This is a genomic window from Acinetobacter colistiniresistens (genome assembly GCF_024582815.1).
Classification (GTDB): Bacteria; Pseudomonadota; Gammaproteobacteria; order Pseudomonadales; family Moraxellaceae; genus Acinetobacter.
The window spans coordinates 1,402,155-1,426,509 of record NZ_CP102099.1 but is presented as its reverse complement, the minus strand read 5'-3'; the positions used below and the strand labels follow the sequence as shown (position 1 = coordinate 1,426,509).

At 41.4% G+C, this 24,355-nt stretch carries 21 protein-coding genes; 12 read left to right on the top strand and 9 right to left on the bottom strand.

The window, feature by feature from the left end:
- The first annotated feature begins 32 nt into the window (after window positions 1-32).
- On the top strand, window positions 33-764 hold the full coding sequence (locus NQU59_RS06885) for a DsbC family protein (RefSeq protein WP_043971698.1): 732 nt from the start codon (window positions 33-35) through the stop codon (window positions 762-764).
- A gap of 253 nt (window positions 765-1,017) precedes the next feature.
- Window positions 1,018-1,821: a tetratricopeptide repeat protein gene (locus tag NQU59_RS06880; RefSeq protein ID WP_005244089.1), complete on the top strand. Its 804-nt coding sequence runs from the start codon at window positions 1,018-1,020 to the stop codon at window positions 1,819-1,821.
- 41 nt (window positions 1,822-1,862) lie between these two features.
- On the opposite strand, the gene NQU59_RS06875 is transcribed toward NQU59_RS06880, so the two are convergent.
- Window positions 1,863-3,992 carry a TonB-dependent receptor gene (locus NQU59_RS06875; protein ID WP_257065403.1) on the bottom strand — a complete coding sequence of 710 codons (2,130 nt, stop codon included), beginning with the start codon at window positions 3,990-3,992 and terminating at the stop codon, window positions 1,863-1,865.
- 207 nt (window positions 3,993-4,199) lie between these two features.
- Here NQU59_RS06875 and mutM point away from each other — a divergent pair, with 207 nt between their 5' ends.
- Together mutM and NQU59_RS06865 are read left to right on the top strand one after the other, a co-directional pair.
- A complete protein-coding gene (gene mutM / locus NQU59_RS06870) occupies window positions 4,200-5,021 on the top strand; it encodes a bifunctional DNA-formamidopyrimidine glycosylase/DNA-(apurinic or apyrimidinic site) lyase (protein WP_005244100.1) in 822 nt (273 codons plus the stop codon).
- A 31-nt stretch (window positions 5,022-5,052) separates the two neighbouring features.
- Window positions 5,053-5,343, top strand: coding sequence for a peptidylprolyl isomerase (locus NQU59_RS06865; protein WP_005244102.1), 291 nt, complete (start codon window positions 5,053-5,055; stop codon window positions 5,341-5,343).
- A gap of 61 nt (window positions 5,344-5,404) precedes the next feature.
- Here NQU59_RS06865 and NQU59_RS06860 read toward each other — a convergent pair whose 3' ends face one another.
- The 3 genes from NQU59_RS06860 to typA all read right to left on the bottom strand — a co-directional run bounded on the left by NQU59_RS06860 (window position 5,405) and on the right by typA (window position 8,404).
- Window positions 5,405-5,737, bottom strand: coding sequence for a gamma-glutamylcyclotransferase family protein (locus NQU59_RS06860; protein WP_005244104.1), 333 nt, complete (start codon window positions 5,735-5,737; stop codon window positions 5,405-5,407).
- 156 nt (window positions 5,738-5,893) lie between these two features.
- The gene (mscL, locus tag NQU59_RS06855) at window positions 5,894-6,325 is read right to left on the bottom strand and encodes a large conductance mechanosensitive channel protein MscL (RefSeq protein ID WP_005244106.1); all 432 of its coding nucleotides are present in this window, start codon (window positions 6,323-6,325) and stop codon (window positions 5,894-5,896) included.
- 243 nt (window positions 6,326-6,568) lie between these two features.
- Window positions 6,569-8,404, bottom strand: a complete 1,836-nt coding sequence (gene typA, locus NQU59_RS06850; protein ID WP_005244111.1) for a translational GTPase TypA — start codon at window positions 8,402-8,404, stop codon at window positions 6,569-6,571.
- 176 nt (window positions 8,405-8,580) lie between these two features.
- Between typA and NQU59_RS06845 the strand changes: the two genes are divergently transcribed.
- The 5 genes from NQU59_RS06845 (at window position 8,581) to NQU59_RS06825 (ending at window position 14,104) form a co-directional block, all read left to right on the top strand.
- On the top strand, window positions 8,581-9,939 hold the full coding sequence (locus NQU59_RS06845) for a uracil-xanthine permease family protein (RefSeq protein WP_010590226.1): 1,359 nt from the start codon (window positions 8,581-8,583) through the stop codon (window positions 9,937-9,939).
- 62 nt (window positions 9,940-10,001) lie between these two features.
- Window positions 10,002-11,018: a methyltransferase gene (locus NQU59_RS06840; RefSeq protein WP_005244115.1), complete on the top strand. Its 1,017-nt coding sequence runs from the start codon at window positions 10,002-10,004 to the stop codon at window positions 11,016-11,018.
- Window positions 11,019-11,036: 18 nt separating this feature from the next.
- The gene (locus NQU59_RS06835; RefSeq protein ID WP_257065399.1) at window positions 11,037-12,494 is read left to right on the top strand and encodes an amino acid permease; all 1,458 of its coding nucleotides are present in this window, start codon (window positions 11,037-11,039) and stop codon (window positions 12,492-12,494) included.
- Between the two features lie 241 nt (window positions 12,495-12,735).
- Entirely contained in the window at window positions 12,736-13,941 is a 1,206-nt protein-coding gene (locus NQU59_RS06830; protein WP_257065397.1) for an RtcB family protein, read from the top strand.
- Between the two features lie 4 nt (window positions 13,942-13,945).
- Window positions 13,946-14,104, top strand: a complete 159-nt coding sequence (locus tag NQU59_RS06825; protein ID WP_005244118.1) for a hypothetical protein — start codon at window positions 13,946-13,948, stop codon at window positions 14,102-14,104.
- A 109-nt stretch (window positions 14,105-14,213) separates the two neighbouring features.
- Here the strand turns inward: NQU59_RS06825 and omp38 (NQU59_RS06820) are convergent, their stop codons facing one another.
- Both omp38 (NQU59_RS06820) and omp38 (NQU59_RS06815) read right to left on the bottom strand, forming a co-directional pair.
- Window positions 14,214-15,269: an outer membrane protein Omp38 gene (omp38, locus tag NQU59_RS06820; protein WP_005244119.1), complete on the bottom strand. Its 1,056-nt coding sequence runs from the start codon at window positions 15,267-15,269 to the stop codon at window positions 14,214-14,216.
- 447 nt (window positions 15,270-15,716) lie between these two features.
- Window positions 15,717-16,772, bottom strand: coding sequence for an outer membrane protein Omp38 (gene omp38, locus NQU59_RS06815; protein ID WP_005244119.1), 1,056 nt, complete (start codon window positions 16,770-16,772; stop codon window positions 15,717-15,719).
- A gap of 382 nt (window positions 16,773-17,154) precedes the next feature.
- Here omp38 (NQU59_RS06815) and NQU59_RS06810 point away from each other — a divergent pair, with 382 nt between their 5' ends.
- The 3 genes from NQU59_RS06810 (at window position 17,155) to NQU59_RS06800 (ending at window position 19,534) form a co-directional block, all read left to right on the top strand.
- Window positions 17,155-17,670: a GspH/FimT family pseudopilin gene (locus tag NQU59_RS06810; protein WP_005244120.1), complete on the top strand. Its 516-nt coding sequence runs from the start codon at window positions 17,155-17,157 to the stop codon at window positions 17,668-17,670.
- A gap of 110 nt (window positions 17,671-17,780) precedes the next feature.
- Window positions 17,781-18,956: a thiolase family protein gene (locus tag NQU59_RS06805; RefSeq protein ID WP_257065394.1), complete on the top strand. Its 1,176-nt coding sequence runs from the start codon at window positions 17,781-17,783 to the stop codon at window positions 18,954-18,956.
- Between the two features lie 134 nt (window positions 18,957-19,090).
- Window positions 19,091-19,534 carry a VOC family protein gene (locus NQU59_RS06800; RefSeq protein ID WP_005244123.1) on the top strand — a complete coding sequence of 148 codons (444 nt, stop codon included), beginning with the start codon at window positions 19,091-19,093 and terminating at the stop codon, window positions 19,532-19,534.
- A gap of 55 nt (window positions 19,535-19,589) precedes the next feature.
- Here the strand turns inward: NQU59_RS06800 and NQU59_RS06795 are convergent, their stop codons facing one another.
- From NQU59_RS06795 to NQU59_RS06785, 3 genes are all read right to left on the bottom strand, one after another.
- On the bottom strand, window positions 19,590-20,075 hold the full coding sequence (locus tag NQU59_RS06795; protein WP_005244124.1) for a DUF934 domain-containing protein: 486 nt from the start codon (window positions 20,073-20,075) through the stop codon (window positions 19,590-19,592).
- Complete coding sequence (locus NQU59_RS06790) at window positions 20,068-21,711, bottom strand: nitrite/sulfite reductase (RefSeq protein WP_005244127.1); 1,644 nt, start codon at window positions 21,709-21,711, stop codon at window positions 20,068-20,070. Before NQU59_RS06790 ends, NQU59_RS06795 begins: the two co-directional genes overlap by 8 nt.
- A 173-nt stretch (window positions 21,712-21,884) precedes the next feature.
- Complete coding sequence (locus tag NQU59_RS06785; protein ID WP_005244129.1) at window positions 21,885-24,290, bottom strand: glucose/quinate/shikimate family membrane-bound PQQ-dependent dehydrogenase; 2,406 nt, start codon at window positions 24,288-24,290, stop codon at window positions 21,885-21,887.
- Between the last annotated feature and the right edge of the window lie 65 nt (window positions 24,291-24,355).

Here is a 24,355-nt window from a genome sequence, read left to right as displayed (position 1 = left end):
TGTTCCTATATTCTCAACACAATCGATTCCACATGAAAATAACGATCAAAACATGGTTATCCGCTATCACGCTTAGCCTTTTTGGCTTACAAACATTACATGCCGATAGCAAAACACTGGAACGCAACTTCAAACAGAATTATCCAGATATTCCGGTCAAATCGGTTAGTCCTTCTCCTTTACCGGGTATTTATGAAGTCTATGCCGCAGGTAAAATCATCTATACTGATGAAACCGCCAAGTATCTGTTTTTCGGTAACCTCCTCGATGTCAAAAACAAGAAAAATCTGACCGAAGAGCACTTAGCCGAATTTGGAAAAATTGATGTCAAACAACTGCCGCTCGATCAAGCAATCAAATATGTCAAAGGCAAGGGAGATCGTATCCTGTACGTCTTTAGCGATCCTGACTGTCCTTATTGCCAAAAACTTGAACAGCATATGACCTCTATAGATAATGTCACAGTTTATCTGTTCTTATTCCCACTGAAAAAATTACATCCTCAGGCAGAAGCGGTTGCCAATAAAATTTGGTGTTCCAAAAATCCGTACGAAGCTTGGGAAGATTATATGCTGCATCGTAAAGCACCAAAAAATGCAGCTCAGTGTGAAACCCCAATACAAAAGAATTTAGCCTTGGGTCAAAAATTACAAATTGATGGCACTCCGACCCTATTCTTACAAAATGGCATGCGGCTCTCTGGCAGCCCACAAAATGCTGAACAGATTGAGCAGCTTTTACAGGAAGCCAGCAGTAACAAATAATATGCAATGATGAAGGCTTATGACTCTTTTGCCACAGAAGGGTCACAAGCGATTATCTAAAAAAATAAAACATAAGATATTGATTTAATAGTTCTTAACTCATATAAAATAGTTAATTTAGGTTCTTTCATTTCACCACGATTTATACAAAATCCTTATTTACATTTTTGCCTAAACTTTTATGATGAGGACAGCATATTGAGTTCTGCCATACAAGGGATGAAAGCAGATCAACATGAAAGGAAAAATAAACATGAAAAAATTGCTGATTGCGAGTTTAATTACTGTTGTTAGTCATAGTGCTTTCGCAGCAGACGCAAAAACATCGACCATTAAACCCGATCCTGTCTTTACAAAAGCAACCCAACTTTACGAAGCAAAGGACTATGCTGCTGCCTTTCAAGAAATGCAACGTTTAGCCACAACGGGTAATCAACAAGCGATTTATAATCTTGGCTACATGACTCAGCTAGGTCAAGGTACCGCAAAAGATGAGAAAAAAGCATTACAATATTACCAAGACGCATCAACTAAAGGCTATGGCCCAGCCAGCTTTAGTATTGCTCAGGCCTACCACAAAGGTACGCTTGGCCTAGGCAAGAATCCACAAAAGTATAAAGAATATTTAGAAAAAGCCTCGATCCAAGGCTCAGATGAAGCAACCGTTGAGTTTGCAGATCTTCTATTCCGCCAAGGAAAACCTGAATACGACCAACTCGCCATTCAGAAATTATTGCCTCTCCTCCGAAAGGATTATTATCCGGCACGAAATTTAAAAGCAGTTTATGACCTTGGTATTGGGGTTAAGAATAAAAACCCGTTTATGCAACAGCAAGCAATTGAGAGCTTAAAGGATCTTGCCAAAAAGGATTATGCACCCTCTCTCATGATTCTTGGCAATATGCTTGCCAATGGCAGTATTATCGATCAGGATTTAGAGCAGGCAAAAAATATCTTTTCACGCTTAGCGGCTGTGGACTATCCAAATGCGAAAGAATCATTAGTCAAAGTTAACGAAGCCATTGCTGCGAAAAAAGCAGCGCCAACCAAAAAATAAAAAGCCACAAGCAGCACTTTGTAAGTGCTGCTTGTTTTCACTTAGAACTGTTTGCTGACTTTAATCCCAGCACTCCAATTACGCCCATCTGCGGGTTCAAAGAAGCGGTTGCTTCCTTCGTTAACAATCACCGAGCCTGCATAGTTTTTATCGAACAGGTTATCTACGCGTGCAAAACCACTCACTCCCCAGTCTGCATATTTCCACGCATATCCAGTATACAATGACGCGACCGTATAATTTGGTGCTGCATCACTATTAATATCATTAACATACACTTTATCCATATACTGCACATCTGCACCTGCGTAAAAGCCCTGCTCAGGTTTCCACGCCAAACCAATAAAAGCTTGGCTCTTTGCGATTCCAGGAATTGCATTTCCCTCAGGAATCTCAGCAACTTTTCCAACCGCAGGAACTTTAGAATCAAAGGTCGCATCTAAATAGGCATAACTAGCATTGATGGCCAAATCTTTCCAAAGCGCTTTATTCCAAGCCAACTCAACACCTTTGCGTAAAGTCTTATCTGCATTCCTAAAAGTTGCACGACCACCAATATTTTCAGCTGCAACAATGTCATCCTTGGTTTGAATGTAGAATGTAGCCAAATTAAAATCACCTAACACATTTGAAGATTTTAGACCCACCTCATAGTTATCACTTTTTGAAGGTCTTAAGTCTAGCGTGCTGCTGCCACCTTTTGCAGGATAAGCCATCTCAGTGAATGTTGGCGTTTCAAAACCTTTGGCATAACTTGCATAGAGTAAAGCTTCTGGAATAACTTGCCAACTTAGAGCCACTGAAGGTAATACTTCTTCATAGCTAGTTTTGCCACTATTATCCCCATTCAGACCAACAATATAATGATCTTTCGATTCGTAATGCACATTACTATAACGCACACCTGTATCTAGACGCATCGTTGGTAAAAAAGACCATGAAGCCTGTAAATAAGGATCGACATTCCACAAGGTATTACGCTCATCACGGCGCAGGGCTCCTTTTACCCCTTTATCCCCAGTCTCATTAAAGTTTTGATAGCCTTGTCGACCTTCATTCATCGCATCAATTGCCACACCTGCACTGAACTGGGTATTCGGTAGTAAGTCCTTCCCCGTCCAGCGGAAGTCTGCACCATAATAATCACGTTTAAAATCAATTACTCCACCAGCTTGATACGGTGTCGCTGGATTTTTTTGAACCATATCTGGAATCGATTGATATTGTGTTACTTGACGTTGCCCAATGTAGGCCATCGCATACAGTTCATTTTGGTCATTGATTGGTTTTGACCATGTAAGCCCTGTTTGGGTTTGATCAATCTTTTTACGTGCATTGTAATCCAAAACATTTTTTGCCACTTGTCTTGGATTCACTTCCCAATCTGCTCGTGTTAAGCCACTAGGATCATCAGCATCAATCTTGACGTAGTTAGTGATCCAGTTAATCTTACTACCATCATCCAAATTCCACGTCAGTTTTGCATTGCTTAAAACCTTGTTTGCTCCGCTATGGTCTCGAAAACCATCGGTATCAAAATAAGATGAGCTAATCACATAACTCGGTTCATTTTGATTTTTAGCACCGCCTTGCAACACAATACCCGCGCGATTCTTATTGTGGCTGCCCCCAGCATAACTCATTTCAATCGAGTCTTTACCCTGCCCCTCTCTGGTTGTTGCCAGAATCGCGCCGCCTGATGAATTGCCATATAGTGATGAAAATGGGCCCGTTAATACTTCAAGATGGCTCAAGCTGCTTAAATCAATATTTGAGGTTTGCCCCTGCCCATCGGGCATCGTTGCCGGAATACCGTCGGTATATAAACGAATGCCACGCACACCAAAAGTAGAGCGTGCACCAAAACCGCGCATTGACAATTGCAAATCCTGTGCATAGTTCTCACGATTACGTAATTGAAGACTTGGAATTCCTTTAACAACCTCTGTTAAATTCACTTGTGCTGATTGATCATCTTTAGGCATATCCACCCTAAAAATTGAGGCTGGTGTTTGTATATATGTAGTGTCGGTGCGTGTTGCCTCGACTTTAATTGATGGCAATTGCACAGCTTGCTCAGCATCAGATTCACCCGCCCAGACAGCGCTATTACCCACCCCCATACACATTGCGACGCAACCATATAAAAGGTTAATTTTCAGTGAAGGCATGAAGATTCCTTATTTCTCAAAATTTCAAAAGGATGATTTTTAAAAGTAAGCATCTAATTATTTTATATTTAACTTACCTATTTAAATTTTACGGCCATCATCAAGAACGTTACCGATCTGCATTGGCAAATAAAATTAAATACCGTCATAATTGTAAGTGAAACATTTACCCTCATTGTATTGTTGTTGAAACAACTTGAGCTCTATATGCCTGAACTTCCTGAAGTTGAAACCACCAAAACCAGCCTTCTCCCTCTTTTAGAGCAACGTGTTCAAGCCGTCACTGTATTGAATGCGAGTTTACGCTGGCCAATTCCCAACGATCTCGACAAACTGGTTGGACAACGTCTAACGCAACTGAAACGTCGCTCTAAATATATTCTGGCCGAATTTGAACAAGATCAGATGCTCTGGCATTTGGGTATGTCTGGCAGCTTTCGTTTGTGTCAAGCTAATGAAGCGCTGAGAAAGCATGATCATCTGGTGATTGATTTTGAGGATTTGCAACTCCGCTATCACGACCCACGTCGTTTTGGCTGCATTTTGTGGTTAGACCAAGCCAATCAAAGCAAACTGATCGACACACTCGGCCCTGAGCCACTCAGTGAAGATTTTAATGCGGCTTACTTAGGTGAAAAACTGAGTAAAAAGAATGTCGGCATTAAAATTGCTTTGATGGATAATCATGTGGTGGTTGGTGTCGGCAATATTTATGCGACTGAAAGTTTATTCAATATCGGGGTTCATCCTGCACAGCCAGCTTCAACCTTAAGCAAAACACAGGTAGAAAAACTGGTCATTGAAGTTAAACGCATCTTAAAACAGGCAATTGATCTTGGTGGCTCTACCTTGCGTGACTATAGCAATGCCATGGGTGAAAATGGTTATTTTCAACAGACGCTTTTGGCCTATGGGCGTGCAGGCGAAATGTGCGTAAATTGCGAAACCACACTGGAAAACTTAAAGCTTGGTCAACGTGCCAGCGTATTTTGCCCGCAATGCCAACCATTGAAGTTAAAAAAAGCTTAGGCTTATTCAGATATCCCAAGGAGAACAAATCATGCAAACTGCGATTGTTCGACATATTCTCGTCAAAGATAAAGATTTAGCTGAGCAGCTAAAAAAGCGGATTCAATCAGGTGCAGATTTCGGAAAAGTTGCCAAGCAATATTCAACCTGCAACTCAGCCAAACGTGGTGGTGAACTCGGCGAGGTGAAAAAAGGTCAGTTGGTGCCTGTCATCGATAAACTGGTCTTTAGCGCAGCAGAACGTATTTTACATGGTCCGATTAAAAGCCAGTTTGGTTTTCATTTGGTTGAAGTCAAATTCCGTATGGGCAGTTTGAGATAATCGGTCTACTTGAGCTTAAATTTAGATTTAAGCTCAACAGTCAGTTCCGAGAATAAATCTTTTAATCCTGTGGCCTCATCACATAGGTCCATGCCAATGTCATTTCACCATTAGACAACTGAACCTGAGTCTTTACACGTTGATATTGTATCCCTTCAAAATCATCCAGCATTTGCCAGTTTTGTTCTAATTTGTCAGTACTAAACAAATATCCCTCAACCAAAGAATCTGCTTCATTCAGAACGATAGCAGGCAAGCCTTTATCTGGCCCCCAATCTAGAATATGAATCGTGCCATGCACCGAAGCTTGCTGCCAGTCGCCACCGATTTCTCCCAAAATATGGGCATTTTCTCGATTTGGGCATAATGTACCATATACAAATAATCGGTTCATGTTGGTTGATCCCCCTCACAATATGTACAGCATCTTAAAATGAAAGCAGCTTTTTTTCTATGAGAAATGACGATTTTACGCCACTATCCAGCACGGTCCTGTTCCAATAGACAATAAAAAACGGCATCTCAGATGCCGTTTTTTATTCAAGCTCACTTAGCCCTGTTTTTTCAACTCATCACGAATTTCACGTAACAGTTGAACATCTTCTGGCGTTGCTTCTGGCTCAGGTGCAGCCTCTTCTTGTTTACGAATACGATTCATCACTTTCACTAATAAGAACACAACCCATGCTAATAACAAGAAATTAATAAGAATAGTTAAGAAGCTACCATACGCAAAGACATTCAGTCCTGCATCCTGTGCCGCTTTCAACGTCGTCACATTGTTCGGGTTATCGCCGAGGATAAGGAACCAGTTGGTGTAATCTACATTGCCACCCAAGATCCATGAAATCACTGGCATTACAATATCTTTCACTAATGAATCAATAATTTTACCAAAAGCACCACCAATGATGACACCAATCGCCAAATCCATCATATTGCCCTTGATGGCAAATTCTTTAAATTCTTTAATAATACTCATCTATAACTCTCCAGAGCTGAACTTGATCGCGGCCTGTTTTTGCATTGTTTATTACACAGGTGCGGTTATCCACATAATGCTGATAATTTAATATTTTTATCAAAAAGAAAGTTATTTCACACTTTAACAACACTTTTTATTTTCATAAAAATATGTCTTTAAGCATGTCCTTCCCATCAGATTTATGCAATAAAAAACCGCTAAATAAATTTAGCGGTTTTGTCATTTTTCGGTGAAGAAAAATTATTTATCGCGGTTACGCTTACGTTCGTTTTCAGTTAAGTAACGCTTACGGATACGAATCGATTTTGGTGTTACTTCAACTAACTCGTCATCTTGAATGAATTCAAGCGCTTGTTCAAGCGTGTATTCCATTGCAGGTGTTAAAGTTAAAGCTTCATCAGTACCTGACGCACGAACGTTAGTTAACTGTTTCGCTTTGGTTGGGTTTACAACCATATCATCAGAACGTGAGTTAATACCGATGATCATACCTTCATACACTTCCAACTGTGGTTTAGCGAATAAACGACCACGGTCTTGAAGCGTAAATAATGCATAGCCCAAGCAAGTCCCTTGAACCATAGAAATCAACACACCATTTTGACGTTTCGCAACAGTACCTGCTTTTGCTGGACCGTAATGCGAGAAGCTTGATGTCATGATCCCTGTACCAGAAGTCATGGTTAGGAATTCAGAACGGAAACCAATCAAGCCACGTGAAGGTACAGTTGCTTCAATACGGATACGGCCTTTACCGTCAACTTCCATATTGGTCATTTCGCCTTTACGGAAGCCCATTTGTTCCATTACAGAACCTTGATGCTGTTCTTCAACGTCAAAAGTGACATTTTCGTATGGCTCTTGTTTTTCGCCATCTATTTCTTTCATGATCACTTGTGGACGTGATACGCCCATTTCGAAGCCTTCACGACGCATGTTTTCAATTAAGACTGAAAGGTGAAGTTCACCACGACCTGAAACCTTGAAACGGTCTGGGCTGTCAGTATCTTCAACACGAAGTGCTACGTTGTGAATCAATTCACGGTCAAGACGTTCACGAATGTTACGTGAAGTTACGAATTTACCTTCTTTACCAGCAAACGGTGAGTTGTTTACCTGGAAAGTCATCGATACAGTCGGTTCATCTACAGACAATGCTGGTAATGCTTCAACATTTTTAGGATCACAAATCGTATCGGAAATGTTTAATGCATCAATACCCGTAATACAGATGATGTCACCAGCTGAAGCTGATTCAACATCAACACGCTCTAAACCATGGTAACCCATGATTTTTAAGATACGGCCGTTACGTGTATTGCCATCTTTATCGATAACAGTAACAGGTGTATTTAATTTTACAGAACCACGTTGAATACGACCAACACCAATAACACCTACGAAGCTGTTATAGTCAAGTGATGAAATCTGCATTTGGAAAGGACCATCAACATCAACTGCTGGTGGTTCAACGATATCAACGATAGTTTGGAACAACGGTGTCATATCTTCCGCTAATTCTTCTGGTGAAGGACCAGCAACACCACGAAGACCAGAAGCATAGACAACTGGGAAGTCTAACTGTTCGTCAGTACCGCCTAAGTTATCAAACAAATCAAAAACTTGATCGATAACCCAGTCTGGACGCGCGCTAGGCTTGTCAACTTTGTTGATAATCACGATTGGCTTCAAACCACGTGCGAACGCTTTTTGCGTTACGAAACGAGTTTGTGGCATTGGACCTTCTTGTGAGTCTACAAGAAGCAATACACAGTCAACCATCGACATTACACGTTCAACTTCACCACCGAAGTCGGCGTGTCCCGGGGTGTCAACAATGTTAATGCGGTATTCAGTGTTTGTACGTGCATCTAACCATTTAATTGCAGTATTTTTTGCAAGAATGGTAATACCACGTTCAGACTCAAGCGCGTTAGAATCCATAACACGTTCAATCTCGCCTGCGCGATCACCAAGAGCACCTGATTGTTGTAAAAGTTTGTCGACTAAAGTCGTCTTACCATGATCGACGTGCGCAATAATGGCAATGTTACGGAGAGTTTTAATATCTGACATGTAAAATTCGATACGCTTTAAATTTGAGGGCAAATTATACAGAAAAATACTAAACTTTAGTAGTGACAGTTTATTGACAGTGCATTTTTTTTCTGACGAAGTGTCATTGAATCGTTGGTAAAGCGAGCTAACTCTATTAGAATATTGCCCTAATGCCTCTCGCTTTTTATACTCCCATGTCGAATTCACAACCTCAGCAGCAGCTTGATCTGGTCTATGGACTCAATGATCGACCGAAACCTTTTGTTGCATTTTTAGCCGCTCTACAGCATCTCTTGGCGATTTTAGTCCCGATTGTGACCCCTGGATTACTGATTTGTTTGGCACTTGGCGTCTCGCGTGAAGACACCAATATGATCCTTTCCATGTCACTGATCATCTCAGGAATTGCAACTTTTTTACAATGTAAAAAAGTTGGCCCTTTTGGTGCCGGATTGTTAATTGTTCAGGGTACCAGCTTTAATTTTATCGGACCAATCATCGGGATTGGTAGTGCAATGGTGGCTGCAGGCACCCCAGTTGAGCAAGTGATGGCCGCCATTTTTGGTGTCGTCATTGCCGGTTCATTTATTGAGATGGGTGTATCACGAATTTTACCTTGGGTGAAAAAGCTGATTACTCCGTTAGTCACAGGCATTGTGGTGCTATTGATTGGTCTTACTCTGATTAAAGAAGGTTTGATCAGCATGGGCGGTGGTTATACCGCCATGCAAGACAATACTTTTGCCAATGCAGACAACTTGATCATGTCCTGTACTGTTCTTGGAATTATTATCTTACTGAATCGAATCCGCATTGTTTGGGTGAAAAGTTCAGCCATTTTAATTGCACTGGTGATTGGCTATATTCTTGCCGGTTTTATGGGACACCTGAACTTTGCTGTCCTCAATGATGCACCATTAATTCAAATTCCAACCCCAATGCATTTTGGATTAAGTTTCTCTTGGAGCTTATTCATTCCAATGGCATTCATTTATCTGGTCACTTCACTTGAAGCAATTGGCGACGTCACTGCGACCAGTAAAATATCGAATCAACCAGTTGATGGTCCAGTTTGGATGCAACGCATTAAAGGCGGCGTACTGGTCAACGGTGCAAACTCATTCTTAGCAGGTATCTTTAATACTTTCCCAAGTTCAGTATTTGCACAAAACAATGGTGTCATTCAATTGACTGGTGTGGCAAGCCGCTATGTCGGAATCTGGATTGCCGTGCTGCTCGTGATTTTAGGCTTATTCCCTGCAGTAGCTGCTGTAATTCAAGCCGTGCCACAAGCGGTCCTTGGTGGTGCCGTGATGGTGATGTTTGGGGCTGTAGCCGCGTCTGGGATTAATATTCTTTCGAGTATTCATCTCGACCGTCGCGCCCTGCTGATTATTGCGATTTCACTTGCACTTGGTTTAGGTGTCGCTCAAGTTCCTCAAATTCTTGAACACCTGCCTGAACTATTTAAAAATATTTTTAGCTCTGGTGTCGCAACTGGCGGTATTGCCGCTTTGATTTTAAACATTGTTTTACCTGACACACATAAGTAATCAACAAACAATCGCAAGTGCCCAGTTTCACGACTGGGCTTTGTTTTTGATGAGAGATCAAAATGGATCCACGTAGTGAAGTTGTCATCCGACAGCAAGATTATTTAAATGGCCAAGTCTTATTGATCAATGCGCCCAATGATCAGCTCGCCAAAAATTTACCCGAAAAAGCCCAAGCATCCGTGTGGACTTGGAATTATGCTGATCATCTAGGTTTTTTAAAAACTGATATCAACTCACATTTTTCAGTTGAGTTTCCTCAAGCCCAATTTGATCAAGTTGTTATTTTTGTTCCTAAATCAAAAGAATTATTAAACTATATTCTGCATGTTGTCATGAGCCACCTAAAACTGGATCAGCAGGTTTTTTTAGTGGGTGAAAAAAAAGGCGGTGTTGAGCGAGCGGCCAAGCAATTACAGCCTTATGGTAAAACATTAAAACTCGATAGCGCACGTCACTGTCAATTTTGGCAAATGAAAATTGAAAAAACTGAACAGTTAAAACCACTTGAAAACTGGTTAAAAAGCTATACAGTTCAGATAGATCAAGATCAATTAGAGATCTGCGCCCTACCCGGTGTGTTTAGTCAAAATCATTTAGATGTCGGAACAGCCATATTAGTCCCTTACCTTAGCCAAGTAAAATCAGGTAAGATTGCCGACTTTGGTTGTGGTGCTGGAATTATTAGCGCTTATTTAGCCAAGCTAAATCCGAACCAACAAATTTTTGCACTTGATGTTGATGCATTTGCATTACGGTCAACTGAGCTGACTTTTCAGAAAAACAATCTGAATCTCAATCAGTTAAATCTACATGCTGTCACTGGTTTCGTCGATGCACCCAAAGATTTGGATGCCATCGTAAGCAATCCACCTTTTCATCAGGGGATTCATACCAATTACGATGCCAGTGAAGAACTTTGCCAACGTGCGAAACAGCATCTGAAAAATGCAGGTGAATTATGGATCGTAGCCAATCGTTTTCTGAATTACCCGCCCCTCATTGAGCAAAATTTTGGTCAATGTTTGGTTAAGGCAGATCAACAAGGATTCAAGGTGTTATATGCCTGTGCAAAATAAACATTTTAAGGAATTTTTATGAGCGATACATCTGCTCCTCAACACCTTCAGCGTAAGCTCGGGGCACGTCACCTGAACATGATTGCGATTGGTGGATCGATCGGCACAGGCTTATTCCTTGCTTCTGGTTCGACCATTGCAACTGCCGGTCCCGGCGGTGCCTTACTGGCCTATGCGCTCATTGGTATCATGATCTACTTCTTGATGACCAGTTTAGGTGAGTTAGCCACGCACAATCCAACATCGGGTGCATTCTTTACCTATGGCAGTCGCTATGTCGAAGACGGCTTTGGTTTTGCTTTAGGTTGGAACTATTGGTACAACTGGGCGATTACTGTTGCATTTGAATTGGTTGCGGTTCAATTCATCATGAAATTCTGGTTTCCCGATATTCCCGGGTTCTACTGGAGTGCGATCTTCCTAGCCATTATTTTTGGGATTAATGCCTTAACGGTGAAAGGTTTTGGTGAAAGTGAATTTTTATTCTCCTTGATCAAAGTCATTGCCATTATCGTGTTTATTGTCATTGGGATCTGGATGATTGCTAAAATCATGCTGACACCTAATGTATCGGTATTTCAGCACTGGACTTACAAAGAAGCGCCATTTGTCGGTGGCTTACAAGCCCTGATCGGGGTTGCCATGATTGCCGGATTCTCGTTCCAAGGGACTGAGATGGTGGGGGTTGCAGCGGGTGAATCTAAAGATCCGAAGAAAACCATTCCTTTAGCGATTAAACAGATCTTCTGGCGCATTTTACTGTTCTATATCCTGTGTATCTTTATTATCGGGACATTGGTCAGCTATGACGACCCACTGTTGTTAAAAGCAGCTCAAAGTGAAGATATTGCACTTTCACCATTTACATTACTATATGAAAAAGCAGGCTTTGCTTTCGCAGCAAGTTTAATGAATGCGGTGATTCTCAGTGCAATCTTATCTGCGGGTAACTCTGGAATGTATTCTTCTACCCGTATGTTATTTGATATGGCCAAAGAAGGCCGCGCGCCAAAATGGTTCTCGAAACTGGATGGCCGCGGTGTACCCATGAATGCCCTCTACGCAACGACTGCGGTTGCAGCGCTGTGTTTCTTAACCACGTTCATTGGTGAGAAACAGGTATTCAACTGGTTACTCAATATGTCAGGCATGTGTGGCTTCATTGTCTGGCTTGGGATTGCGATTTCACACTATCGTTTCCGTAAAGGTTATATCGCACAAGGTTATAAGGTTGAAGACCTTGCTTACCGCGCCAAGTTTTTCCCATTTGCACCATGGTTTGCATTTATTCTTTGTTCGATCATTATCTTAGGTCAAAACTATCAAGCTCTGCTCGGTGGAAAAATTGATTGGTTAGGGTTGCTCTCAACCTATATCAGCATTCCATTATTTTTGGCAATTTGGCTCGGTTATAAGTGGAAACACAAGACTAAACTGATCGCATATCAAGATATGAATGTCAAAGAAGGCGAATAAAAACTTGACCCAAATGAAAATATGAGTAAAATCGCGCTCATATTTTCAACGGCACCACATAATAGGAGGACGACAGCATGCCATTACAACTAGGAACTACACCATAAGATTTGGCACTGTCAACTCACGGACAAGTGTTCAAATATTATGATCGCTTGTCCGAATGCTCTATTTAACCTAGCATTCGCTAGGTTTTTTTACGCCTATTCGGACCAACAATTAAAATACCCGAGACAAGAAAATGGGCATACAAAAAATTCTCAATGCTGAGGCTGAATATGGCGTTCCAGTGAAAATTTTCACCAACGACATTGATAGCGAAAGTATTGAACAACTGAAAAAAATGGCACAACTACAATTTGTTTATTCACATATTGCCGTGATGCCTGATGTACATGTCGGCAAAGGTGCGACTGTAGGTAGCGTGATTCCCACAAAAAATGCCATCATCCCCGCAGCCGTAGGGGTTGATATCGGTTGTGGCATGAATGCGATTCGACTCAATCTTAAAGCGTCACAACTACCAGATCATCTAGCACCATTACGCCATGCAATTGAACGCAAAGTCCCTGTCGGCTTTGAATTACACAAACAAGTGAAAGCTAAAGCTTCTAGTATTATTCCGCTAGAAAAACGCTTACAACCCATCATCAAGAAACATCCAGGTCTGGTTCGAATGCTTAGAAAGTTCGATGCCACTTGGCAAAAACAGCTGGGGACCTTAGGGGGCGGCAATCATTTTATTGAACTGTGTCTGGATGAAAATCAGGACGTCTGGGTCATGCTACACTCAGGTAGCCGCGGTTTAGGCAATGTGATCGGTACATATTTCATTGAATTGGCAAAGAAAGAAGCACAGCATCGTTTCGGTCACGTTCCGGACAAAGACTTAAGTTATTTTGCTGAAGGCTCAAATAGTTTTGACGATTATGTTGAAGCCGTGCAATGGGCACAAGAATACGCCTTTGAAAACAGACGTGAAATGATGCGTCTGATCCTAGAAGCGATTCGTCCACTACTATCACCTTTTCAAATGACCAAAGAAGCAATTAACTGCCACCACAATTATGTGAGTCAAGAAACCCACTTTGGTGAGAATCTATTGATAACACGTAAAGGTGCAATTCGGGCAGGTCAGGATGAATTGGGCATTATCCCAGGTTCAATGGGAGCTCGCTCTTATATCGTCAAAGGCAAGGCCAATCCAGAGTCCTTTTGCTCATGTTCACATGGTGCAGGTAGAAAGATAAGCCGCAGTAAGGCAAAACTGCTATTTAGCCAAGATGACTTGATTCAGCAAACCCAAGGGATTGAATGCCGAAAGGACAGCGCTGTGATTGATGAAATTCCAGCTGCCTATAAAGATATTGATCAAGTTATGGCAAACCAAGCGGACTTGATCGAAATTGTACACACCCTCAAACAAATCTTATGCATTAAAGGTTAATGATATGAAACTCAAGGAAATGCCTAAAATCAAAGTGCGCAACCCTGTTGCACTCTCCCCTTTATTACACAAAGGTGGCGTTCATGAAACAGAAAAGCCGCGAGCCCAGCATCGCCGTGCAAGACAGGATGCCAAACAGCAACTAAAAAAACAGATGTGGTAACTCAAAATCCCCCTAACGACCAAGGAGAACAAAATGACTCCATATTTAAATTACTCAAATAAAAAAAGCGACTCAATTGAGTCGCTTTTTTTATGATCTTAACTAGAGATTATCTAGCTTGACCTGGTTGTACAAGAACAGTACGGCTACCGCTGATCGCAGCAAATACGCGACGGTTCATAGCACGACCTTCTTTAGTTTTGTTGTCAGCAATCGGTTGATCCCAAGCGAAACCTTGAGTTGTCAAACGAGATGCGCTTACGTTGTATTCGTTAACAAGTGCAGACTTAACAGAGTTAGCACGCGCTAAAGATAAACGTTCGTTTAACTTACGTGGACCAGTGTTATCTGTGTGACCTTCAATGCGAGCTGTCGCATTCGGGTACTCAGCTAACTTCTCTGCAACTTTAGCAATTTCAGACTTGTATTGTGGCTTGATGTCAGACTTGTTCGTATCGAAGAATACGCGAAGTTCCATGTTAAGGTCTTCAGTCAACTCTTGTGGTTGTGGAGCAACTGGAGTTGGTTCAACTGGAGTAACTTCTACTACTGCAGCAGCAGGTTTCAAGTGACCACCAAGAACTACGTTTAAGCCTGCAAGTGCAGTATAGTTCCAGAAATCTTCATCGATGTTATAAGTACCACGAGCTTCTGTACGAAGAGACAAAGCATCGTTCAAGCGCCAGAAAGCACCAAAACCTGCATTACCCAAAGTACCTTCTTCTTTCAAGCCACGACCAGCGCGACCCAATTGAGCTGGAGTAGCATCATCAAATGTATATTTGTAATGACCAGCACCTAACAATACGTAAGGCTTGATTTTGCTGTCATAGTTTTTAGTGATCAAATCAGAAGTAACATAGAAGTTACCGTTGATTTGTTGTTGTTTGTAGCTAGCATTAGGAGTAGAACCGTCTACATCACCTTTAACTTGGTTGTATTCAGCTTCAAAACCTAACCATGGCGTTAATTCAACACCTAGTGCAGCACCAACAAATAAGTCATCCTTAATTTCAGGAGCATTTGTTAAATGCTTAGGACCATTGTTGCTTTTAGAATCTTGGAATGTGTAACCAAGCATCAATGGTGTTACTGTAATACCCGCATTAGCAGCAGCTAAAGGAGCAGCAACAAGCATAGCAAGTGCAATACGACTCAATTTCATGGAATATCCTCCAAAACAAAAACTGTTGTTCTCTAAACTCTATCTAATAATTTTGAATACTGAGAAATAGCTTTATTGCATCTTTTTCAGTCATTCACTTGGTGTTGAATCATACAAATACTTGGCCAACATTCCAAGTATTTAACAACATTTAGTTTGCAGCCACTGAAAAAATGACCTATTTCTCGCCCAAAAAGCTAGAACTTTCTCATTTAACAACGTCAAATAAAGCGCTGAGAGCTTATCACTTTTTAATCAAAATTTTAACAAGCTACCAAAATCTTTTCAATAAAACTAAATAATCCCCATGCAACGCTCAAGATTAAAATCAGATTATGCTAGTTTTTGACCAAGTATTGTTTACTTTTACATCAATGCCACAAAAACACTTATATCCATAAAAAAAGCGACTCAATTGAGTCGCTTTTTTATGATCTTAACTAGAGATTATCTAGCTTGACCTGGTTGTACAAGAACAGTACGGCTACCGCTGATCGCAGCAAATACGCGACGGTTCATAGCACGACCTTCTTTAGTTTTGTTGTCAGCAATCGGTTGATCCCAAGCGAAACCTTGAGTTGTCAAACGAGATGCGCTTACGTTGTATTCGTTAACAAGTGCAGACTTAACAGAGTTAGCACGCGCTAAAGATAAACGTTCGTTTAACTTACGTGGACCAGTGTTATCTGTGTGACCTTCAATGCGAGCTGTCGCATTCGGGTACTCAGCTAACTTCTCTGCAACTTTAGCAATTTCAGACTTGTATTGTGGCTTGATGTCAGACTTGTTCGTATCGAAGAATACGCGAAGTTCCATGTTAAGGTCTTCAGTCAACTCTTGTGGTTGTGGAGCAACTGGAGTTGGTTCAACTGGAGTAACTTCTACTACTGCAGCAGCAGGTTTCAAGTGACCACCAAGAACTACGTTTAAGCCTGCAAGTGCAGTATAGTTCCAGAAATCTTCATCGATGTTATAAGTACCACGAGCTTCCGTACGAAGAGACAAAGCATCGTTCAAGCGCCAGAAAGCACCAAAACCTGCATTACCCAAAGTACCTTCTTCTTTCAAGCCACGACCAGCGCGACCCAATTGAGCTGGAGTAGCATCATCAAATGTATATTTGTAATGACCAGCACCTAACAATACGTAAGGCTTGATTTTGCTGTCATAGTTTTTAGTGATCAAATCAGAAGTAACATAGAAGTTACCGTTGATTTGTTGTTGTTTGTAGCTAGCATTAGGAGTAGAACCGTCTACATCACCTTTAACTTGGTTGTATTCAGCTTCAAAACCTAACCATGGCGTTAATTCAACACCTAGTGCAGCACCAACAAATAAGTCATCCTTAATTTCAGGAGCATTTGTTAAATGCTTAGGACCATTGTTGCTTTTAGAATCTTGGAATGTGTAACCAAGCATCAATGGTGTTACTGTAATACCCGCATTAGCAGCAGCTAAAGGAGCAGCAACAAGCATAGCAAGTGCAATACGACTCAATTTCATGGATATCCTCCAGAGATAACAATTGTTTGTTGTGTAAGCTTAGCCTATGATTTTTCGTCCTGAGAACACGAATGTCCAACAGTATTATTTTTTAAGCTATTCACTTCACTTTGAATCATACAAACACTTGATGAATTTTCCAAGTGCTTGATAACTTTAACCTCGTAAATTATTGACAAAATTTCTTACAATTTCCGTTGTAGTTCAGTAAATTTTCAATTCCCATTTAATATTGGGATGAATTATGGTTTTAAAGCTTGCGATTTAGTATTTCTTAATTAATTTATTAGTAATATTTTTATTACCGATCCTGTTCTGGATTATAAAAAATCAATCCAAGTATTTGTTAATCAAAAATTTAATAAAAACACAAAGAGATAATATGTTTAAATTCCATGGACTGACTCTAATCGAATTAATCATCACGCTTGGAGTTTTAGCCATTCTTGCCACCTTTGCAGTCCCCTATTTCCGTGAAATTATGATCTCAAACGAAGCTGCCTACCTTAAAAGAATCCTCACAATTCATATACAAAAAGCAAAAACGGATGCACAACTTCATCATCAAAATGTGATGCTGTGCCCAAGTTCAGATGAGATTCATTGTGATCATGACTGGAATAAAGGTTTTATTGGATTTATTGATAGCAATCGGAATAGACAACGAGATGCAGAGGAAACATTGTTATTTACAATTGCACTCAACCATAAATATGGTCATTTAAGCTATAGAGCATTTGGCAATACCCCCGATTCTATTATATTTCAATCCAGCAATGGTCTTCCTCTAGCATCCAACGGCAGTTTCATCTATTGCTCAACCTCTCCAAACTATCATACGAAAATTATGTTAAGCCGAATGGGTAATATACGTTTCGAAAAGTTATCGCGTTGCTAAAAACTCTTCAGTCTAGCCTAAAATAGGTAAAACACTTTATTCAGATGCTTTTTTTACTATACTGCTTAAGTTTGGAACATTTTTATAAATTATAAGTGTGGAGACACATCATGACTGACATCGTAATCGTTAACGGCGCTCGTACAGCAATGGGCGGCTTCCAAGGTGCACTTTCAGGTGTAACAGCACCAGAACTAGGTGCAGTAACAATTAAAGAAGCAATTGCTCGTTCTGGCCTACAACCAACCGATGTAGAAGAAGTAATCATGGGTTGTGTTTTACCAGCGGGTTTAAAACAAGGCCCTGCACGTCAAGCCATGCGTCAAGCAGGTCTACCAGATTCTACCGGTGCAGTCACTATTAACAAGCTTTGCGGTTCTGGCATGAAAGCCGTGATGCAAGCAACTGATATGATCAAGGCTGGCAGTGCAGAAATCGTCGTTGCGGGCGGTATGGAATCAATGACCAACGCACCGTATATATTACCTAAAGCACGTGCTGGCTATCGTATGGGCCATGGTGAAATTAAAGACCATATGTTCCTTGATGGCTTAGAAGATGCGGAAACAGGTCGTTTAATGGGCTCATTTGCCCAAGATATGGCCAATAAACGCAGCTATACACGTGAACAAATGGATGATTTTGCGATTCGTTCTTTGCAACGCGCACAAAAGGCCATTACTGAAGGTTACTTTAAGGATGAGATCGTACCTGTTACCGTTTCGACACGTAAAGGCGACGTGGTGATTGATCAGGATGAACAACCATTAAGTGCAAAAATTGACAAGATTCCATCACTTAAACCCGCTTTTGCAAAAGACGGAACCATTACCGCCGCAAACGCAAGCTCAATCTCGGATGGTGCATCTGCACTGGTGTTAACATCTAGCGATGTTGCAACGCAACGTGGTTTACAGCCTTTGGCAAAAATTATTGCAACTGCTTCAAACTCACAGCACCCTTCTGAATTTACCATTGCTCCTGTAGGTGCAATTCAAAAAGTATTGAACAAAGCTGGTTGGGATGCGCAAGACGTCGATCTATGGGAAATCAATGAAGCTTTTGCGATGGTCACCATGTGCCCAATCGATGATTTCAAATTAGATGCTGAAAAAGTCAATATCAATGGCGGTGCCTGTGCATTGGGCCACCCTGTTGGTTCTACAGGCTCTCGTATCATCCTGACATTGATTCACGCCCTTAAACGTACAGGTGGTAAGAAAGGTGTTGCTGCACTGTGTATCGGTGGTGGTGAAGCAACTGCGGTCGCAATTGAATTGATCTAAATAATTTTTCAATTTGTTCAAAAAATCCTGCGTAATGCAGGATTTTTTAGGTTTGGGATTACAAAAAATAATGCATCCATTGCTAAAATCCCGATAAGTTATGCATTGTATAAAAAAACAACAAGGAGTCCCCCATGCAACTCAATCATTATCTAAATTTCAAAGGACAAGCAGAACAAGCATTTAACTTTTATAAATCTGTGTTTGGTGGTGAATTTGCCATGCTTAGTCGTTATGGTGATATGCCACCGACTGAAGGTATTAGCCTATCAGAAGCCGATAAAAATTTAATTTTACATGTGTCCTTACCCATCAATGAATTTACCGTATTGATGGCATCTGATACCAATGACCAGTTCTGTGCTCCCAACAGTGTCTTTACCCAAGGTACAAATCACTATATTTCAATCAATCTTGACCCGGATGAGTTGGATGAAGCGCAACGACTATTTGATGCTTTGTCTGCGAATGGCCAAATTGAAATGCCACTCGAAAAGACCTTCTGGGGTGCGCTTTATGGCGCTTTTACCGATCAGTTTGGAATTAAATGGATGATCAATTGCCAGTTAGATGAATAATCTGCATCAAATAAAAAAGCTGAACCAAAGTTCAGCTTTTTTTGTTTCAATCTCTTTACGCACCAGTTTGATAACTTGCCTGTGGCACAGCAGTTGAAGCTTGATAAGGGTTGGTAAAGTCCTGAAGCCCTGCAGCCGCTTCATGAATATCCTTACCCTCTTTCACCACAAAAGTGTCAAAGCCAGAACGTTTTAAATAGTTTAAAACGTCCTTAAAGATATCACCGACCGCTCGTAACTCACCTTGATAACCTTGGCGACGTAATAAAGCAGCAAATGAATAACCACGACCATCATTGAAACCTGCAAACTCAATAAAGATCGCATCCAGTTCATTTAATGGAAATTGGTGTGTTTCAGGTGAATCATCAACAGTAATGTACAACGCCTTCTTACCTTGTACATGTGCTAATTGATCCAACTGTGCCGTTGTAAGCACCACATCCCCCTGTGGAACAACGCCCTCTTCGGTAATGATTTGGTAGCTATTGTCAGCAATCGTGCCATCTTTAAACAGCACTTGTAGCGTTGTATTAAGCATAAGCACGCTCCTTAAATGGTTGAATGCCGACACGGCGGTAAGTATCAATAAAGCGCTCACCTTCATTACGTAAGTCAAGGTAGGTATTCAAGATTTCATCAATCACATCAGGTACAGCATCTGCAGCAAAAGATGGGCCTAGGATATCCCCTAATGATGCATCATGATCAGCATGTCCACCCAGCGTGATCTGATAAAACTCAGCACCTTTTTTGTCCACACCGAGAATACCAATGTTGCCGACATGGTGATGACCACAAGCATTCATACAGCCAGAAATGTTTAGATCCAGTTCACCTAAATTATAGATCGTGTCTAAATCTTCAAAACGGCGGCTGATCGCTTCCGAGATCGGAATTGATTTGGCATTGGCCAATGAGCAGAAGTCGCCACCTGGACAGCAAATAATATCGGTAATAAAGCCAATATGCGCACGCGCCATGTTGTGATGTTCAAGCGTTTGCCACAATTCAAATAAATCTTTTTGTGGTACATCAACCAACGAAATATTTTGTTCATGGGTGGTACGGAACTCACCAAAGGTATACTTATCGGCTAAATCTGCGATTAAGTTCATTTCTTCAGTGGTGACATCACCAGGAGCAACGCCGGCACGCTTCAAGGAAATCGTCACAATACGATAGCCTTTGACTTTATGTGCATTGGTATTAACGTTAAACCATTGTTTGAATTTCGGATGTTCGGCAAACAAAGCTGTGAAATCTTGATCTTCTAAATCTTGATAAGCAAATGGAGTGAACTCTTCATCCAATTTTTTCAAGATTTCAGGTTGAATCTTTAATGTTTCGCGTGTGTGCTGAAACTCAGCTTCCACTTTTTGTGCAAATACTTCTGGTGTTAAAGCTTTCACCAAAATTTTGATACGTGCTTTGTATTTGTTATCACGGCGGCCATGCAAGTTATACACACGTAAAGTTGCTTCCAAATAAGCAATCAAATCTTCACGTGGCAAGAATTCACGGATCACACTACCAATGATCGGGGTACGCCCCAAACCACCACCCACCATAATTTTGTAACCCATTTCGCCTGCATCATTACGCACCAGATAAACACCGATGTCATGGAATGCTGTGGCAGCACGGTCTTTTTCTGCTAAAGCCGAAACCGCGATTTTGAACTTGCGTGGCAAAAAGGCAAATTCAGGATGGAAGGTACTCCACTGACGAATCAATTCACAGGTCGGACGTGGATCCGCAATTTCACCCGCAACTACACCTGCAAACTGGTCAGTCGTAGTATTACGGATACAGTTACCTGAGGTTTGTACGGCATGCATTTGTACCGTTGCCAGTTCAGCAAGGATATCAGGGACATTTTCTAATGCAGGCCAGTTCAACTGAATATTTTGACGCGTTGAAACGTGCGCATAGCCACGGTCATATTCAGTCGCAATTTCAGCAATTTTTCTAAGTTGTTTGGTATTCATCAAGCCATACGGCACAGCGATACGGAGCATAGGCGCATAACGTTGCACATACAGACCATTTTGCAAACGTAATGGACGATATTCGTCTTCTGTTAATTTTCCTGCTAAATAGCGTTCTGTTTGATCGCGAAACTGAGCAACACGTTGGTTAATCAGCTGTTGATCGAAATCCGTATATAAATACATGGCGTATGGCTAGTCATTCATTATAAAGGCGACTAGCATAGCGAGCTTTCATTCATCAACAAAATGCTTTTTTTGCATATTTAATAACGGTTTTATTGATAAGCCTATCTAATTGCCACAAAAAGAAAAAGCCTAGACGAATCTAGGCTTTTTCGGATAATTTCTAAATGAAATTAGTTCTTATCTGGCAATGCATAAGCCACGAGATAATCACCCATTTTGGTGCCGAATGAACCGTGTCCACCCGCCATAATCACCACATACTGTTTGCCATTGGCTTCATAAGTCATTGGTGTTGCTTGTCCACCCGCAGGTAAACGTGCTTCCCATAACTTGTCACCATTTGAAACATTGAATGCGCGAATATAGTTATCTTGTGTTGCACCAACAAACATCACATTACCCGCAGTCGAAATCGAACCACCTAAACCAGGCACACCAATTTTCACTGGTGGTAATTGGAATAATGTTGGCAAGCTATCACGGATGGTACCAATACGTTTTTTCCAGACCACTTCATGGGTTTTTAAATCCACACCAGCAACAAAGCCCCAGCCTGGTTGTTTACATGGCAAACCTAATGGGGAAAGGAACGGGCTGATATCCACACCATATGGCGTGCCATACATCGGTTGCATGCCATGCTCCGTACCAGCACCACGTGCAACCGCTTGGCGATTTGGATCTGCTGGAATTAAACGGCTTACGAACGGTAAACCAATCGGGTTCATGACTGCAACCTGACGGTCCGCATTCACAGACATACCACCCCACTCAAATACCCCCAAGTTACCAGGGAATACTAAAGTTCCGTTTTCAGAAGGTGGCGTATAAATACCATCATAGTTCAAACTTTTAAATTTCACACGACACATCAACTGGTCAAACATGGTGGCACCCCACATGTCTTTATCCGTCAATTTGTCTTTTGGTGCTAAATCGAAGTCAGAGAACGGTTGAGTTTTTGAATAAAACTCACCTTTGGTTTGAGGACCCCATTTCACCGTTTGCGGAACAGGTTTCTCTGTAATCGGTACAATCGGCTGACCATTACGACGATCTAAAACAAAGGCATTCCCTGTTTTGGTCAATACATAAATCGCAGGGACTGTTTGACCTGATTTATCTTGAATATCGGCCAATGAAGGTTGTGATGGTACATCCATATCCCACAAATCATGATGTGTGGTTTGGAAGTGCCAGACCAACTTACCTGTCGTTGCATTAATCGCCAGCATTGAGTTGGCATAACGCTCTTTCAACTCAGTACGGTCACCCCCCCAGATATCTGGTGTACCGACGCCTGTTGGTACATAGACGATATCCAGTTTTGAGTCATAGGCAAGCGGCGCCCAAGCATTAGGTGAGTTATGTACAAACGTTGTGCCTTGACCAGGCATTGCATTTGGATCAGCTGCACCTGTATCAAATACCCATAACAACTTACCCGTGTTGACATCATAACCACGGATGACACCTGAAGGCTCTTTATTCGAATGGTTATCCGTTACAGAACCAGCAATCACCACAGTTGTACCAGAAACCACACCTGGAGAAGTCGGGTTATAACCACCTGGGTAGGCGTATGGCATGAATTCCTGTAAGTTTACTTCACCGTTTTGACCAAAGTCAGAACATGCCTTACCTGTATCTGCATTCACAGCAACTAAACGGCCATCATTCACAGGTACAAATACTTTACGCGGACACTCAGTTGAACTCGACTTTTTCGCCTGTAAACTGGTTGCAAATTCAGTGGTATTGGCCGCATCGTAGTACATCACACCACGACAAGTTAAATGCTGAAAAGTTTTATCCGCTTTGAGTTTCGGATCAAAACGCCATTTTTCCTTACCTGTCGCAGGATCAATTGAAATCAAATGTTGATGTGGCGTACACATAAACATGTTATTGCCAATCTTGATTGGTGTGACCTGATTGGTGGTTTCACCCGAATCATTTTCAGTACGGAAATCGCCAGTACGCAATGTCCAAGCTACTTTTAGATCTTTAACGTTTTTATCATTGATCTGTGTCAATGGCGAGTAGCGCTCACCACCCTGACTACGACCGTATGCTGGCCAATCTTCAGGTGCGATACCCTCCACTGCTTTCGCTTGTGCGGGCTGAGGTGTTTGAATCACCCCATTAATTTCTTGTGGATCATTGAAGATCGAATACACCATCACCACAATCGCAATCGCTAAAGTCGATGATAGCGCGACTTTACTCGAACTGAGATTATCAATACCACGCGTTACCGCAGGTACCAGTAACCACAACCCCAAAATGCCGAGGATATCAAGACGCGGTGCCAGTGCCCAGAAATCGGTTCCAACTTCCCAAACACCCCAAACAACGCTACCTAACATCAATCCAGCATAGACCCATAAAGGCCCTGACGCTCGTTTATAAAGTTGTACTGCTACAACCAGTAACAGTACGCCTGCAATCACATAATAAAAAGACCCACCAATTACTGCGAGCCAGATACCACCAATCAGCAAGAACAATGCAATGAGGGCGATAATCACCACCGTCAATGTTCTAAGCCCAGATTTTGAAGCAGATTGATTCATAAGATCACCTTGCATCTTTTATATTTTGGATCCATAAAAAGCAAAAAAGGTCTGTTTTTATGGTC

Coding starts and splice junctions, on each gene's coding strand:
- NQU59_RS06865 (WP_005244102.1), top strand. CDS start 5,053: ATGCAAACTGCGATTGTTCGACATATTCTCGTCAAAGATAAAGATTTA.
- NQU59_RS06845 (WP_010590226.1), top strand. CDS start 8,581: ATGTCGAATTCACAACCTCAGCAGCAGCTTGATCTGGTCTATGGACTC.
- NQU59_RS06830 (WP_257065397.1), top strand. CDS start 12,736: ATGGGCATACAAAAAATTCTCAATGCTGAGGCTGAATATGGCGTTCCA.
- NQU59_RS06885 (WP_043971698.1), top strand. CDS start 33: ATGAAAATAACGATCAAAACATGGTTATCCGCTATCACGCTTAGCCTT.
- NQU59_RS06860 (WP_005244104.1), bottom strand. CDS start 5,737: ATGAACCGATTATTTGTATATGGTACATTATGCCCAAATCGAGAAAAT.
- NQU59_RS06825 (WP_005244118.1), top strand. CDS start 13,946: ATGAAACTCAAGGAAATGCCTAAAATCAAAGTGCGCAACCCTGTTGCA.
- NQU59_RS06800 (WP_005244123.1), top strand. CDS start 19,091: ATGCAACTCAATCATTATCTAAATTTCAAAGGACAAGCAGAACAAGCA.
- NQU59_RS06795 (WP_005244124.1), bottom strand. CDS start 20,075: ATGCTTAATACAACGCTACAAGTGCTGTTTAAAGATGGCACGATTGCT.
- omp38 (WP_005244119.1), bottom strand. CDS start 15,269: ATGAAATTGAGTCGTATTGCACTTGCTATGCTTGTTGCTGCTCCTTTA.
- mscL (WP_005244106.1), bottom strand. CDS start 6,325: ATGAGTATTATTAAAGAATTTAAAGAATTTGCCATCAAGGGCAATATG.
- NQU59_RS06790 (WP_005244127.1), bottom strand. CDS start 21,711: ATGTATTTATATACGGATTTCGATCAACAGCTGATTAACCAACGTGTT.
- NQU59_RS06840 (WP_005244115.1), top strand. CDS start 10,002: ATGGATCCACGTAGTGAAGTTGTCATCCGACAGCAAGATTATTTAAAT.
- mutM (WP_005244100.1), top strand. CDS start 4,200: ATGCCTGAACTTCCTGAAGTTGAAACCACCAAAACCAGCCTTCTCCCT.
- NQU59_RS06785 (WP_005244129.1), bottom strand. CDS start 24,290: ATGAATCAATCTGCTTCAAAATCTGGGCTTAGAACATTGACGGTGGTG.
- NQU59_RS06810 (WP_005244120.1), top strand. CDS start 17,155: ATGTTTAAATTCCATGGACTGACTCTAATCGAATTAATCATCACGCTT.
- typA (WP_005244111.1), bottom strand. CDS start 8,404: ATGTCAGATATTAAAACTCTCCGTAACATTGCCATTATTGCGCACGTC.
- NQU59_RS06880 (WP_005244089.1), top strand. CDS start 1,018: ATGAAAAAATTGCTGATTGCGAGTTTAATTACTGTTGTTAGTCATAGT.
- omp38 (WP_005244119.1), bottom strand. CDS start 16,772: ATGAAATTGAGTCGTATTGCACTTGCTATGCTTGTTGCTGCTCCTTTA.
- NQU59_RS06875 (WP_257065403.1), bottom strand. CDS start 3,992: ATGCCTTCACTGAAAATTAACCTTTTATATGGTTGCGTCGCAATGTGT.
- NQU59_RS06805 (WP_257065394.1), top strand. CDS start 17,781: ATGACTGACATCGTAATCGTTAACGGCGCTCGTACAGCAATGGGCGGC.
- NQU59_RS06835 (WP_257065399.1), top strand. CDS start 11,037: ATGAGCGATACATCTGCTCCTCAACACCTTCAGCGTAAGCTCGGGGCA.